This window comes from Haloarcula sp. KBTZ06 (assembly GCF_048595605.1).
Classification (GTDB): Archaea; Halobacteriota; Halobacteria; order Halobacteriales; family Haloarculaceae; genus Haloarcula; species Haloarcula hispanica.
Genome location: NZ_CP184337.1, coordinates 2,189,990 through 2,204,139, shown reverse-complemented (window position 1 = coordinate 2,204,139; position 14,150 = coordinate 2,189,990). Strand labels below are relative to the sequence as shown.

Genomic DNA, 14,150 nt, shown 5'->3' with positions numbered 1-14,150 from the left:
CCCCGGGGTATTTCACTTCCGTTATGCGGCCCGGGGTCAGGTACCTGCGTGCGGCCACCCGCTCGATTCCTCCACGGCGGTCCCGCCCTTGTCACCGACCCCGCGCGGTCTGGGCGGTACCACGACGACGACGCCCGTATCGGCGCTGAACGAGACGCGGTCGGCGGTACCCAATCGCTCTGTCGATCCGTCGTCGTCCACGTCGAGCGTGACGTTGTGCCCGTCACGCGCATAGGTGGTCCGTGCGCCTGGCTCCCTCGGCGGGCCGTGACTCGCAGAGACGGCGAACCTGGCGTACTCGCCCTTGACGGTAACCCACCAGATGTTCGCCGTCGCGTACCAGGGGGTGACCGGCGGTGCCAGCGGGAGGCCAGCCGGCAGTTTGTCCGTTCCGAGACGCTTCTTCGCGAACTGCTGGACCTTCTGTTCCCCTGCGTTCGCCAGCGCTTTGCTCAGTTCGTCTTTCGCAACGGACCGTACCGCCGAGGCCGTCCCGTTTGTCGACTCCAGCGTCGGTCTGGTCGCTGGCGTGTCGACTGAGAGCAGCGTCAGGCGGAGACGGTCGCGTTCGACCCGCGTGAGGTTCAGCTGGGCACCGGCGACGTGGGCGACCCGCTCCTGCGCGGAGCCGTTGGTCAGCGCCAGCGCTCGGGCCGCCGGTGTGTTCCACGGCGACATCGCTTCAGCGACAATGGCCTTGCTCTCGTCCTGTTCAGCTTCGGTGTGCTGGGAAACTTCCAGCCAGAGCGTCGTCGTCAGCTCCTCGTTGGCTGCTTCCACCTCCCGCTGGAGCGCATCACGTTCCGAAGCGAGCGTGGCGCTCGACTCGTCTTCGAGGGTTTCGTTCGCGGCTGCGAGTGCGTTCGCTGCCGTTGCAAGGCGCACCCTATCGCCACCCTCGAACGCACCGCCAACGACGGCGTCGGCGGCGTCGCCGTAGGGGACCGTGAACACGTTCGCGTTCCGCGCCACCAGCGGATGCTCGCTTCCGTCCAGCGCGCGATACCGGCGCTCGTCCAGTTCGGCCAGCGTCAGATATGGCGTCTGCGTATCGACCCGTGTCCTGACGGGACCGGCCGGGCCGACTGGCACTGGGCGTGACCGGGGGACGCGCGTCTCACGGGCGGCCAACCCTTTCCGGAGGGCACGCAGCGACCCCTCGGTGCGGTCCGTTAGCTGTGCGTCGACTCGCTTCCGGTTACTGTCCCGAGCCGAGGCCTGCCTATCTAGCTCCGCCAACACTGCATTCAGATAGGTCAGCCGGGCCGCGACGCGGGCCTTCTGGGCCGCGCTGTCGTAGGTGTCCGGCACGGCCGCGAGGTCGGCACGGCGTTGCGCGACCCGCTCCCGAAGTTCTCGCGGCGGATTCGTCTCGAAGGTCCCTACACGTCCGCGCTCGACGGTGACGGTCGTGTTGCGGATTGGCTCCCGTAGAGCCATCAGGTCCCGATACACCCACTCGTGCAGTTCCGGTGGTCGGTCGGCCGTCACCGTCGCTTCCGTCCGGCCCAGGCTGTCGTCGACGACTCGCTCGGCGGTCTCGTCTCTCCCCCCGGCGTGGCCGACGAGCCTGTCCATCGCTTTCGGCTCCACATCGGCGAGGTTCGACCCGTTCAACGGGCTTGCGCTGGCGTCGTGTGCGGTCCGAATCGAGCGGTTCGGTGCCACTGAGCGGCCGTGATGGCGGCCGACGACGGCGACGGTCACGCGATAGCGCGCGGTGCTCGACACAGTCGTGCGCCGACGCACTGACCCGTTCTGCCAGACGGCGGTCCGCGTGTACTGTCGCTCGACGGTCCGGCTGAACGTCTCCAATCTGTGCCAGCCGTCCGGCGTCGCAACACCCCCGCTGGCGTTCCCGACCGCCTCAACGGATGTAGTCGTCCGGTCGGCGACTAGTGTCCACTCGCTGCCCGGCGAGGCCGGCTTCCCCGGCGGCCCCCCGCCCAGTCGGTGCTCGTCGACTTCCAGCGCTACCTCGACGGTGTACGCGTCTTCGAGCGTTTCGTTGAGCGCCGACGGCTCGGTGACGGACCGGAACGCGGTGTCGGCCGTCTCGTTGACGCCGATGGTCATCGAATCCCCCGGGCTCGGACTGGCCGTGGACTTCGGGCGCGGCGGCGTCTCGCTGACCGGTTTGTAGTCGGCCTGATCGAGCACGTCGCTGGAGACAGCGGAACCCCTGCTCCCCCGAACGACGTCTTCGATTCCCGTCATCGCTGTCGCCTCTGTCAGAGCACGACGACCGGCGGGGTCACTCCGCCCGAAGGTCGACCGCTGGACGCCGAGCAGTGCGCCGTTCGTCGCCAGCGAGACGTGCCGGTTCGCGACGACGTTCTCGACGCCTGCGCCGCCGTACTGGGCATATCCTCTCGCCCACGCCATCGGGTACAGCCGCGCTGTCATCCGCTGGCTCAGGCCCGGCTTGTCCAGACCGTTGTTCAACCGCGTCTGGTAGGTTGACACCTGGTCGTGGAGCATGAGCGCCTGGTTCGGAACGACGACGGTCGGCGAAACCCGCCGTGTCGAGACCACCGCTCCGTTGCGCCGAACCGTCAGAACGATATTCTCGACCGTCGCCCGCATCGCGGTCTCGTTCGGCCCGGCGCGTTCGACCGAGACGCGACGTTTCGCAGCCCGGAGGTCGCTCGCGTTAGAAACCGTCGGCAAACTGGCGGTCACGGTTACGTCACCGCTTCGGCCGGTGACGCGCTCCAGTCGGTCCGCAACCCGGAGATAGGCGCGGATTCTGAGCGAGTCCCGGAACGCCGTCGAGCCGTTCAGCACCCGGCCAGTGGGCGTATCGGCCAGCGTGACGACCGGGTTCGCGGCCGCCTGCCGGCCGGCCGTCGAGACGCCGTCCCGCACGGCGACCTGCGTCTCCGCCGTGGCCTGATTCAGCGCCCGCTCGACGGCTGTTTCGCTCGGGGCCGGCTCGCTAACGAACGTCGGGGCCAGCGTGAGGCTGCTTACCAGAAGGAGGACGCCGAGCAACGCGAACGGGATCCGGCCGCGGGTGTCGTCTCTCACGGCGACCACGTCCTGACAGTTACGCGGACACGGCTCACTCGAACGGCGCGGGCGGCGTCCGCTGGCGAGTCGTACCGCGACCGCATGTCGGTCCGAAGCCGGGCGGCGAGCGCCGCGGTCAGGTCGCGGTTCATTTCTGTCGCCGATTGCTGCTCAACGGCAACGCTCGCCCCCGTCAGGTCGGCCATGCGCTCGTACCGCGCGGCCAGCAGCACGTCCGAGGGGTAGTCGCCACGGAGAGCGTACCGCGACTGTGTCGGCGGGAACAGCCCGTCGACGACGCTCCGAGCTACGACCGTCGCCACGCCGTCGTAGCCGCCTGTCTTTGCTGCTTCACGGGCCGGCTCCGAGACGGCCTCCATCCCGCTCGGAACTGTTACCGTCGCCGCCCGAACGTCCACGCTGTCAGGGGGCCGGTCGCCGACACGGTACTCGCCGCTGACTGGCGCACCGGGATACGGTGCCCAGGTGACACGGACGGACGTTCGATGCCCGCGGCTGTGGAGTCTGTCACGCGTTGCCGCAGCGACTCGTGACTCGAAGTCCGTGCCGGCGCTCGATACCCGTTCGCCGTCCACGGTGACACCGCTCATCGCCGCCTCACCGAGCAGTTCCGCGACGGTCCCGTGGCTCGTCCGCTGCCGTCGCGTGGCGTGGTCGGGTGGCCTGTGGCGGTCGGACGGTGGGACGAGCAAATCGTACTCGACGCTCGTGGTGCTCGTCGCCAGCGCCGACGCTTGCTCGGCCGCAGGGTTTGGGGTTGCTACCGGCTTTTCCACCCCGACACCGCTCACGAGAGTCCCTGCGGCCGCACCGACGAGCAGAAGAAACACCGTCACGTCGGCGACGGCGCTCATGGCTCGGGTCATCGCCACACCCGAACGGTGAGCGTTCCCCGGCGGACTGCCCCCGGCCCGACCTGCACGCTCACTGTTCTGGTTTCGGTGTCGGCGCTGCTCGGTGGCTTCTGGCCACTGCTCCATCGCCCGCCAGCCGTCGCCGTGATGGTCGCGTTCCCGTGGTAATTCGCCGGCACTGCATCGAGCGCGGTGTCGAGCGCGCCGGGCTGAACGATGCCGGCCGACGAGAGCCGCTGTTCCACAGCATCGGCGGTCGGGGTGGCGATATTGCGGTCGTCGTCGAGCGTTCCGAATGCTTCGTCTACTACGCCGGCGTACAGCGCCACGCCGAGCGTGACGGCGAAGACGGCGACGAGTGCGGCCAGCGGCTCCGTCGTCGCTCTATCCGACGATGGTGACATCGGTCCCTCCCCAGGCGACGTGCCTGACCGTCAGTCGGTCGGGGGCCGGTCGCCACCCGTCGTCACCGGCCCGAGTTTGGCGGGTGTCCCGACGGAAGGCGTCGGGCGAGTCGTACACCGCCTTCGGTCGCTCACCGTTCAACACAGCCTGTAGCCGGTCGGTCCGCGCCGGGACAGCCGCTCGGATCAGTCGTGCGGTGGCTGTCCCGCCGTCGTTGCGAAGGCGGAGGTCACGCCCGTTAAACCGCCACTCCGTAGCGACGACTCGTCGGTGTGCGACGGACCCGGGCGGGCTGGTGGTGACCTCATCGATAGTTGCGGCTGTCGCCGTCGCGTCCGGCGGTGCGGTCGTCGGCAGGCCGACGACGACGCCAAGAACGGCCACGCTCACCGTTCCCAGACCGACCCAGAGGTACAGCGTATCGACGTACGTCTCGAACATAGAACGGCCTGGCCGCGGCCTCCGATTTAAACACTCAGACCAGCAGCCCGGTAGCGACCACGGCGACGAGGAAGGTGGCCGTGGCCGACAGGAGCGCCAGACCGGTTCGGTAGCCGACGAGCGCCCGGTCGAGGCCCCGGTGCAGGCCCGTCGACAGCGCCGTCAACAGGACAGCCAGGACGAGAACGTACCAGCCGACGACCGGGCCCAGCAGCGCGCTCGAAATAGTGCTGAACTGCTCGCCGCCGCCCATCGACCCGGCCAGCGCAACCGTCGCGCCGCCGATCAGCGGACCGAACAGCGCGGCCGTGTTCGACAGCGTTTCGGTTATTTGCGAGAGGTCACGACGCGTCTCACGCTCGATGGTGCGGAGCGCATCCAGATGCTCACCCATCGTCGTCACTGACGGTCCCGCTGGTGGCCCGATTGTTGCGGCTGTATCCAGCAGTGTCGCCACCCGACGGGCCCGATGGCTCGGAACATCAGCGAGCGCGCCGCCGGGACCCAGAAACGCCCCCTCGACACTGGTGCCGAGACGCTCCTGACGCGCGACGGCGGCTTCGATGACGGCGCTGGTCGGTTCGGGAGTCTCGTCGACAGCCTCGACGAGCGCGGCTTCGACTGACTGGCCGCGGCCCAGCCGTCGACCGACGGCAGACAGCGTGTCGGGGAGGCCCGCTTCGATGTCGGTGACACGGGCCCGGACCTCGGCGACGGGTCGGTAGTAGCTGACGAGCGCGCTCCCGACGCCGGCCCCGAGTGCCCCGATAGGAGACGCCCACGCAGCGACGAGCGCGCCGGCAAGGAGCCACCCCCCGATTCCGGCGACGATGCCGACCACAACTGACGGGAGTGCCGATGCCGGCACGTCCGGGTGGCTTCGCGGGATTGTCGCCGGCGGGAACGCGACCGGTCGCCGGCCCAGGAGCCAGCAACAGGCGACCAACAGTGCGCCGGGCAAGACCACGACGTAGGTCCCGACCAGCACAGGGGCGGTCACTGGCACACCCGCGGCAGCGGCGGCGGGCAACAGCGACGCCATCGCCAGCGGTAGGAGCACACCGAACGCGTACAGGCCGGTCGCTGGGCCGCGGAGCGAGGCCGCGAAGGCCGCCATCTCGTCGCGCGTCCCGTCGAGGATGCATCGCCGCGCGCGTTCGAGGACCTCGGGCCGTTCCTCGGCTGGGGCCGCCGTCGCGTTCTCGACCAGTCCGACTGCGCGTTCGAGCGCCAGGAACCGGTCGCTCCAGGCCGCCGCGAACGTTCCCAGACCGCTCCGTGGCGTGCCCGCGGCTCGCTGTCGATGGTGTTGCAGCCGTGTGGCGAGCAGGCCGTTTCCGGCCCGTCCGGCGAACGCCGCCGCCCGCTCAGCACTGGGCCACAGCGTTGCGCCGAGCACCAGTGTCGTTACGAGCGACGGCGCGGTCCCCAGCGCTCGAATCCGCTTTGCTTCGGCGGCGAACGGCACGCCGTACCGTCCCAGCGCCGCGACGCTCAGGGACAGGGCGAGGAGTCCGAGGCTGACAGTCGTCGCCAGCAGTCCGGTCACCGTCACAGCGGCGACCAGTGCGAGCAGGGAGCCACACACCGCAACGGCGTAGCTCGCCGTCAGTAGTGCCTCAGGCGGGGCCGAAACCGAGAGCAGCCGACACGCTCGCCGGTAGTCGTCTGGTACCTCGATAGTGCCAGGAGAGGCCGCACCGACTGCGGTTGTGGGCGGTGCGGCTGGTGCTGTGCTCGCGTTGTCGTTGTCGCCGTCTGAACCGCTGGCGTGGCTCACGGCTGGACCTCGTCTGTGGGTGGCTCGTTCCCGCGTGTCTCGACAGCCACTGACTCCTCGAATCGTTCGGTTCGCGCCTCGACAGCGTCGAGTACCTCGGCGTAGGACTCGCCGGGTGCGGCGAGTGACTCCACCAGACGGCTGCTGCCCCGCTCTAAGCGACCGGTGGCTGTCGCCGTCGCTCCGTCGCGCTCGTAGAGCATCTCGAAAGAAACGTCGTCGTCGTGGGAGACGATCTCCGCGACAGATGCGATACCGCGGCCGTGTTCCGACGCGGGCGGAGCCAGCGTCACCACGAGGTCCGTCGCAGCGAACGACTGCACCGGGACGCCGAGGTCCGACACCAGCCGTTCCCGAACCGCTTCGGGGCCGTTGCCGTGAATCGTCCCGAGGACGGCCCCGTCGCCGCCACCGACACGCATCGCCTCGTAGAGAACGCTGGCCTCCTCGCCGCGGACCTCCCCAACGGCGAGCGCGCCCTCGCCGAGCCGGAGCGCGGTCCGCAGGGCCTCCGAGGCGTCGACCGACGGCCCCTCTCCGCGGGCGGTCCGAAGCGCCTGCACGTCCCGCCCGTCGGACTGCAGGGACGACGCCGGAAGTTCGGGCGTGTCCTCGATAAGGATAGTCCGGACCTCGTAGGGGAGTTCCCAGAGCAACGCCCCGAGCGTCGTCGTCTTGCCCGCGCCGCGGGGGCCGGCGACGAGACAGGCCCCGCCGCGCTCCGCGGCGACGGAGAGCAGCCCGGCGACGGCTGTCGGCATCGTCCCGTTGTCGACGAAGTCGGCCAGCCGCCACACGTCGCTGTCATGGGCGCGAAAGGCGAAGGCGAGGCCGTCACTGACCGGTTCGCTCACACCGGCGACGCGAATCTGTCGGTCAGCCACCGTCGCCGTCGCATCGAGCGTCGGGCTCGCTCGCGAGAACGCCCGGCCGCTCGACCGTCTGAACGTCGACGCCAGCGTGTTCGCGCCCGCCGGCGTCAGGCGGACATTCGTCCGCATCGTCTCGCTGTCACAACGCACTCGGAGCCGGGTGTCACTCACTGGGGCTGTCGCGAACACGTCGGACACCCGCTGATCGGCGAAGATATCTTCCAGAATCCCGAGCCCGCCCGTGCGTTTCTCCAGCACGGCCCCGACAGCGGTTGCCGTCGTACTGTCGCCGGCCACCGCGGTAGCTGCGTCGTACGGGTGACAGTCGCCGTCGGCGGCAGCGGTGGCGACTCGCTCGTACGCTTCGACGAGCGTCTCCATCGTATCCACGTCGAACCGCTGTTCGCGGGGTTCGATATGATACATCGGCAGGTGGTCGCTGCGCGTGTCGTATCGCCGAACGACGGCCCCTGTCGGGAGCGTTTGCTGGTCTCGGAGAGCCGCAGCCGCCGGCGGCGCTGCGCCGACGCGGGCGTCGCTAATCGTTGGCCCAGTGTATGCAGTGAGCGCCTGCTCGCTGGTATCGAAGCCTTCTGTGGCGACCGCCAACCCGGTCTCCGCTGCCAGGTCAGCGACCGGCCCCGCTCGGCCGACTGCCTCCGCGGCGGCAGCGACGGGGTCCCGGCGAGCGCGGTCTGCGAGGCGGTCGTCCAGCGAGGCGACTCTGGTCGCGAACCGGCCAGCCGCGGTGAGTACCGCCGCCGCCCGGTCGACGTACACTCGCTCCTGTCCTGCTTGCTCCGTGACGACGGTATCGATACCGGTCGACGAGAGCGAACCGACGACTGTCGCCCGGCAGTCAGCCGACGCGGCGAGGTCGCCACCGCCCGGACACTGATCCGCCGTCACCACCAGCCGCTCACCCTCGATTGCCGTTTCACAGCGGCAGTCCGACGCCGATGACCCGAAGAGCCACTCACGCATGGCCGTTCCTCGCCGCGGCTTCGGACTTAAACCGATGGACCCTCAGCACCCGCTGGCCGTCCGACCGCGTCAAGACGAACACGAGTCGATGTGTACCGGGTTCGTCGAGCCGGTCGGTCGACGCCGTCGTTCGGATCGGGATACCGACCAGCCGTTCGGTCCGCTTCCGGGACTCGACAGTCCAGATCGCGACGCCGACACCGGCCCGCTCCGCGAACTGCAGGTGACTGACGCCGGCGTTCGTGTAGGTCCGCGGGGGGAGTCGTATCTCCACCGCGCGCCGCGCGTCGCCGTTCGCCGTCGCGTCGTCAGTCTCGACTAAAGTGGTCAATTCGGCCCCCAGTTCGTCCAGTTGACGCTCCATGGCACCACTGGCTGCGTCTGCTCGGGCCGTCGATAGCGCTGGCGCTGTTGCACCGACAAGTGCGGTCATGACCGCGACGGCGAGAACCAGCCGGTATATCACAGCAGCGCACGGATACGTCCGATAACGCCCGCGTCAGTGGTCTCGTCGTCGGTATCTCCGCCGTCGGTGATGGCGGAGAAATCGGTCGGTTCCTCGGTCGTGGCGTTCGTTTCTCTGTGCTCGCCGCTATCCGACAAGCCTGGATGGCCTTGTACTGTCTCCGCCCGTAACTGGTCGGTCCCCGCCGCTGATGGGTCAGATGCCGACGGCGATGCCAGTTCCTCGTCGAGTCGGACTTCCAGTCGGTCGGTCGCCGCCAGCGCCGCGTCGGCGCGTTGCTCGACATCTTCGTTGACCGCGCGGATGTTCCCCACGTAGCCGCGGAGGGCCTGCGTGGCGGCTTCGAGCTCCGCCGTCCGCTCGTCGATGTCGTCGATACGCTGCTCGACGGTGGCCACGCGGCTTTCCAACTCAGCGAGGTCCGTCACCTCCGGGAACTCAGTCGTTCCGTCCGTGACCGCGCGTTCGACCGTGCGGAGCCGGTCGGCCAGCGTCTCGATATCTGTCATGCCCGGCCCTGGTCGCGTGCTGGTATTTGAACGCTCGGACGGGGGACTGCGGGAAGCGTACCGGCTGCTGCCAGCAAGTGCTCGTCCCGCCTCACCCGCCGAGGATGAACAGCGCGAGGACGACGGAAATGAGCAGGGTAGCCAGAATCAGTAGCGCGACGATTGTAACCGGGGAGAGCGCGTTGTCGTCGGAGCGGAGTGTGCGTAGAGACATTGTGGAGGCCATCCGACAGTGGATTTTCGTCCTGTACCACCGGGACTGGGCTGTTAATTCTATCGAACCAGTCACCTCGCCAAACTGTACGCTTTTTCAATCGGTTCGAGTTGAACGGGTTCTCGAACGCGCCATCAACTGACCCGGAGCCAGCAAACGTTTATTTCGGATGCCGTGGCCACGCCGTTCTATGGCCGATAGCGACCAGGTGAAAGCGGCACTCGCGGCACTAGCTGACGGGGAGGCCGACAACAGCGACGACGGAGGCGGGACGATGGGAATAGCCGACGGAGAGGGCGACTGTAGCGCAGGCCGGATTGGAACCCACGATACAGGCGGCAACGCCGACTATCGGACAGTCATTGAGCGAGCGACCCAGGCGACCGACGATTTAGACGAGGCGGTCGCCTTCGTCGAGACGTTCGGTGTCGGGCGACTCGAAGCGGCCGTCGCACAGGCCGAACACGAAGTGAGCGGGCTGGCCGACGAGGGTCGGGCGGCTCTGCGAGCGTTCCGGCGGTACCGGGACGCCGCGGCGGGGCCCAGCGATGGGTCGTAGCCACCGGGCCGACCACTTTCACTGCGGTCACGATACCCCTTTAGGTGGCGCTGGCTTACGGATGGGCAAATGACACGGGTGATACACACCGGCGATACCCACGTCGGGTATCAGCAGTACAACGTCCCCGACCGACGGGACGACTTCCTCGATGCGTTCCGGCAGGTGGTCCGAGACGCCATCGCGGACGACGCCGACGCCGTCGTCCACGCCGGTGACCTGTTCCACGACCGCCGTCCGGCGCTGGCTGATATCATGGGCACGCTGACCGTTCTCGAAGAACTCTCCGAAGCCGATGTTCCGTTTCTCGCCGTCGTGGGTAACCATGAAGCCAAACGGGACGCCCAGTGGCTCGATTTGTACGAGTCGCTGGGCTTGGCGACGCGGCTCGACGACGAGCCGACGGTCGTCGGCGACACCGCCTTCTACGGCCTCGATTTCGTCCCGCGCTCGCAGCGCGACGACCTCGACTACGACTTCGCCGCCCACGACGCCGACAGCGCCGCGCTGGTCACTCACGGCCTGTTCCAGCCCTTCGACTACGGCGACTGGGACGCCGAAGAAATCCTGGCCGAGTCGTCGGTGACCTTCGACGCGATGTTGCTCGGCGACAACCACGACCCCGGCAAACAGCAGGTCGAGGACGCCTGGGTCACCTACTGTGGGTCGACCGAGCGCGCGAGCGCGAGCGAGCGAGAGGACCGCGGCTACAACATCGTCACCTTCGACGACGAGGTCCGTATCACCCGCCGCGGCCTCGACACCCGCGAGTTCGTCTTCGTCGACGTTGACCTCGGCCCGGAAGAGGGTGTCGAACGGGTTCGGAGCCGCGTCGGCCAGCACGACCTGGAGGACGCCGTCGTCATCGTCTCTATCAGCGGCGACGGCGACCCAGTGACCCCAGCCAGCGTCGAATCGTTCGCGCTTGACCGAGGGGCGCTCGTGGCTCGCGTCACCGACCACCGGGAAATCACGGCCGAGGAGCAAGAAACGGATATCAGCTTCGCCGACCCCGACGACGCCGTCACCGAGCGCGTCCGCGACCTCGGACTGAGTGAGGCCGCCCACGACATCGACGAGACCATTCGCGCCTCGAAGGTCGCCGATGCGAACGTCAAAGACGAGGTCGAACGGCACGTTCGTGAACTGCTCTCTAAGGGTTCAGACGCCCTCGCAGCCGACGCTGAGACGGCCGCGAGCGATGGAGCAGACGGCACAGATGCGGCCGCAAGCACGGACGAGGACGATACTGAAGACGGAGCGGCGGTGAACGAGGCCGACGGCACAGACGACGATGGCCAGGCGAGCGTCGAGGAGTTCCTGTAATGGAGGGTCGACAATGAAATTCGAACGCGTCAAACTATCCAACTTCAAGTGCTACGACGATGCTGACCTGCGACTGGACAACGGCGTGACCGTCATCCACGGGCTCAACGGGAGCGGGAAGTCCTCCCTGCTTGAGGCCTGTTTCTTCGCGCTGTACGGCTCGAAAGCGCTGGACGAAAACCTCGGTGACGTGGTCACCATTGGGGCCGACGACTGTACTGTCGAACTGTGGTTTTCCCACGCCGGCGGCGACTACCACCTCACGCGCCGGGTCCGCGCGACCGGAGCGCAGCCGACAACGGCGAAATGCGTTCTGGAGACGCCCGAAGGGAACTACGAAGGCGCGCGCGATGTGCGCCGACGCGTTACGGAACTCCTGCGGATGGACAGCGAGGCGTTCGTCAACTGCGCCTACGTCCGTCAGGGCGAGGTGAACAAGCTCATCAACGCCTCCCCCGGCGACCGCCAGGATATGCTCGACGACCTCCTGCAACTGGGGAAACTGGAGGCGTACCGCGAGCGGGCCAGCGACGCCCGCGTCGGCGTCGGCCGCGTGCGCGATGACAAACAGGGGGCACTCTCACAACTCGACGAGCAGATTCAGGAGAAAGAGGAGAAAGAGCTTCACGAGCGCCTGAACAGTTTGGAAACGCAGGAATCCAATCTGCAGGACGAGATCGAGCACATCGAGGACCAGAAAGCCACCGCCGAGGAGACGCTCACGCAGGCCGAGTCTGTACTGGAAGAGTACGAGGAGAAACGCGAGGAACTGTCGACCCTCGAAGCCGATATCGAGAACCTCGAAGCTACCATCACCGAGACGGAGACGGAACGAACCGAGCTCAAAGAGCAGATCAGCGACCTGCAGGACCACCGGGAGTCGCTACGGGAGGAGCTCTCGGAAACGGTGGCCGAAACAGACCTCGACAGCGCAGAGCCGGACCCGGACACCGTCGACGCACGACTCGACGAACTGCAGTCCCGTGACGACGAACTACAGAACCGAATCGAGGACCAGCGCGTCGACGCGAAGGAACACAGCAGCACGGCCGACGCGCTGGCCGAGAGCGCCGCGGACCTCGAATCCCGCGCCGAAGAGAAGCGTGAGGAAGCCGCCGAACTGGAAACAGACATCGAAGCTGCGCGGGAGACTATCGCCGAGCGCCGGGAGCAGATCAGCGACATCGACGACCAGATCGCCGATCTCGAAGCCAGGTTCGAGGATGGGCCGACCAGCCGCGAGGAGGCACAGTCGTACAAGGAATCCGTCGCCAGTGACCTCGAAGAGGCCCGGAAGCGGGTAACCGAACTGGAGACGAAGCTAAAGAACGAGCGGGAGTCACTCGAAGAAGCCGAGGCGCTGCTGGAGGCCGGCAAGTGCCCCGAATGCGGGCAGGACGTGGCCGAGTCGCCCCACGTCGACTCCATCGAGGACGACCGCGAGCGGATATCGGAGCTGGAGGCCACGCTTACCGACGCCCGCGAGGACGTCGAAGCCCTAGAGTCGAAACACGAGACGGCGAAAGCGCTGGTCGAGACTGCCGACGAGCTATCGACGCTCGAAAACAACCGCTCGAATATCGTCCAACTCGTCGAGGAGAAGGAGAACGGGCTGGACGCGGATCAGGAGCGCATCGAGACGCTCCGCAAGGAAGCAGCGGACCACGAGTCCGAGGCCGAGACGAAACGCGAGAAGGCGGCCGAGGCCCGCGAACAGGCCGAGGACTGCCGTTCGGTCGTCGCCGAGTGTAATCAGGAGCGCCAGCAGGTCAAACAATCGATAGAGAACCTAGAGCGGGTCGAAGACCTCCTTGGGAACATCGACGACTGCGACGACGACATCGAGCGCCTGCGCGAGAAGCGCAGTCAGCAAGCCGAACTGAACGACCAGCGCCGCGAACAGCTCGCGGAGAAGCGCGAGCGCAAGCAGGACCTGGCTGAGTCGTTCGACGAGGACCGTATCGAAGAAGCGAGAAGTGAGAAGCAGCGCGCGAAAAAGTACATCGAGCAGGCCGAGGAAGCACTGGCGGAGAAACGCGAAAAGCGCGACGAACTCCAGAACGCCATCGGCGGCGTCACGAACGAAATCGAGGAACTGGAATCGCTACGGGAGCGCCGCGAGGACCTCGAAGCGACCCTAGAGAAACTCGAAACGCTGTACGAGGAGACAGAGGAACTACAGGAAATGTACGGCACACTTCGGGCGGAACTGCGCCAGCGCAACGTCGAAACGCTCGAACGGATGCTCAATCAGACGTTCGATCTGGTGTATCAGAACGACTCGTACTCCCACATCGAACTCGACGGGCAGTACCAGCTGACGGTGTATCAAAAGGACGGCGAGCCGCTGGAGCCCGAACAGCTCTCCGGCGGCGAGCGGGCGCTGTTCAACCTCAGCCTGCGGTGTGCCATCTACCGGTTGCTCGCGGAGGGTATCGAAGGCGCAGCGCCGATGCCCCCGCTCATCCTCGACGAGCCGACGGTGTTTCTGGACTCGGGCCACGTCACGCAACTGCTTGACCTCGTGGAGTACATGCGCGATGAGGTCGGCGTCGAGCAGATTCTCGTGGTCAGCCACGACGAAGAACTGGTCGGTGCGGCGGACGACCTCGTCCGCGTTGAGAAAGACGCCACGACCAACCGCTCACGGGTCGAGCAGGTCGAAGCGACGGTCGCAGAACTGGCCTGAGCCTGGTGCGCGGTAGTG

General features: G+C 67.3%; 12 protein-coding genes. 3 read left to right on the top strand and 9 right to left on the bottom strand.

The window, feature by feature from the left end; all coding sequences use genetic code 11:
* Window positions 1-36: 36 nt before the first annotated feature.
* The 9 genes from ACNO8S_RS11505 to ACNO8S_RS11465 form a co-directional block, all read right to left on the bottom strand.
* Window positions 37-3,039 carry a DUF7286 family protein gene (locus ACNO8S_RS11505; protein ID WP_420181934.1) on the bottom strand — a complete coding sequence of 1,001 codons (3,003 nt, stop codon included), beginning with the start codon at window positions 3,037-3,039 and terminating at the stop codon, window positions 37-39.
* Complete coding sequence (locus ACNO8S_RS11500) at window positions 3,027-3,899, bottom strand: DUF7284 family protein (RefSeq protein WP_186764062.1); 873 nt, start codon at window positions 3,897-3,899, stop codon at window positions 3,027-3,029. The genes ACNO8S_RS11505 and ACNO8S_RS11500 overlap by 13 nt, the downstream gene beginning before the upstream one ends.
* Window positions 3,896-4,291, bottom strand: coding sequence for a DUF7285 family protein (locus ACNO8S_RS11495; RefSeq protein ID WP_014041062.1), 396 nt, complete (start codon window positions 4,289-4,291; stop codon window positions 3,896-3,898). Before ACNO8S_RS11495 ends, ACNO8S_RS11500 begins: the two co-directional genes overlap by 4 nt.
* Entirely contained in the window at window positions 4,272-4,733 is a 462-nt protein-coding gene (locus ACNO8S_RS11490) for a DUF7283 family protein (RefSeq protein ID WP_014041061.1), read from the bottom strand. Before ACNO8S_RS11490 ends, ACNO8S_RS11495 begins: the two co-directional genes overlap by 20 nt.
* 34 nt (window positions 4,734-4,767) lie before the next feature.
* Entirely contained in the window at window positions 4,768-6,513 is a 1,746-nt protein-coding gene (locus ACNO8S_RS11485; protein WP_420181933.1) for a type II secretion system F family protein, read from the bottom strand.
* Window positions 6,510-8,369 (bottom strand): ATPase, T2SS/T4P/T4SS family, encoded by a 1,860-nt coding sequence (locus ACNO8S_RS11480; protein ID WP_420181932.1) that lies wholly within the window; start codon window positions 8,367-8,369, stop codon window positions 6,510-6,512. Before ACNO8S_RS11480 ends, ACNO8S_RS11485 begins: the two co-directional genes overlap by 4 nt.
* Entirely contained in the window at window positions 8,362-8,835 is a 474-nt protein-coding gene (locus ACNO8S_RS11475) for a DUF7311 family protein (protein ID WP_420181931.1), read from the bottom strand. The genes ACNO8S_RS11480 and ACNO8S_RS11475 overlap by 8 nt, the downstream gene beginning before the upstream one ends.
* Complete coding sequence (locus ACNO8S_RS11470) at window positions 8,832-9,344, bottom strand: DUF7310 family coiled-coil domain-containing protein (protein WP_420181930.1); 513 nt, start codon at window positions 9,342-9,344, stop codon at window positions 8,832-8,834. The genes ACNO8S_RS11475 and ACNO8S_RS11470 overlap by 4 nt, the downstream gene beginning before the upstream one ends.
* 91 nt (window positions 9,345-9,435) lie before the next feature.
* Window positions 9,436-9,558, bottom strand: coding sequence for a hypothetical protein (locus tag ACNO8S_RS11465; protein WP_420181929.1), 123 nt, complete (start codon window positions 9,556-9,558; stop codon window positions 9,436-9,438).
* A 190-nt stretch (window positions 9,559-9,748) separates the two neighbouring features.
* Here ACNO8S_RS11465 and ACNO8S_RS11460 point away from each other — a divergent pair, with 190 nt between their 5' ends.
* The 3 genes from ACNO8S_RS11460 to rad50 all read left to right on the top strand — a co-directional run bounded on the left by ACNO8S_RS11460 (window position 9,749) and on the right by rad50 (window position 14,132).
* Window positions 9,749-10,117: a hypothetical protein gene (locus ACNO8S_RS11460; RefSeq protein ID WP_050036936.1), complete on the top strand. Its 369-nt coding sequence runs from the start codon at window positions 9,749-9,751 to the stop codon at window positions 10,115-10,117.
* Between the two features lie 69 nt (window positions 10,118-10,186).
* Window positions 10,187-11,443 carry a DNA double-strand break repair protein Mre11 gene (gene mre11 / locus ACNO8S_RS11455; RefSeq protein ID WP_050036935.1) on the top strand — a complete coding sequence of 419 codons (1,257 nt, stop codon included), beginning with the start codon at window positions 10,187-10,189 and terminating at the stop codon, window positions 11,441-11,443.
* Between the two features lie 13 nt (window positions 11,444-11,456).
* The gene (gene rad50, locus ACNO8S_RS11450) at window positions 11,457-14,132 is read left to right on the top strand and encodes a DNA double-strand break repair ATPase Rad50 (RefSeq protein WP_420181928.1); all 2,676 of its coding nucleotides are present in this window, start codon (window positions 11,457-11,459) and stop codon (window positions 14,130-14,132) included.
* Window positions 14,133-14,150: the final 18 nt, after the last annotated feature.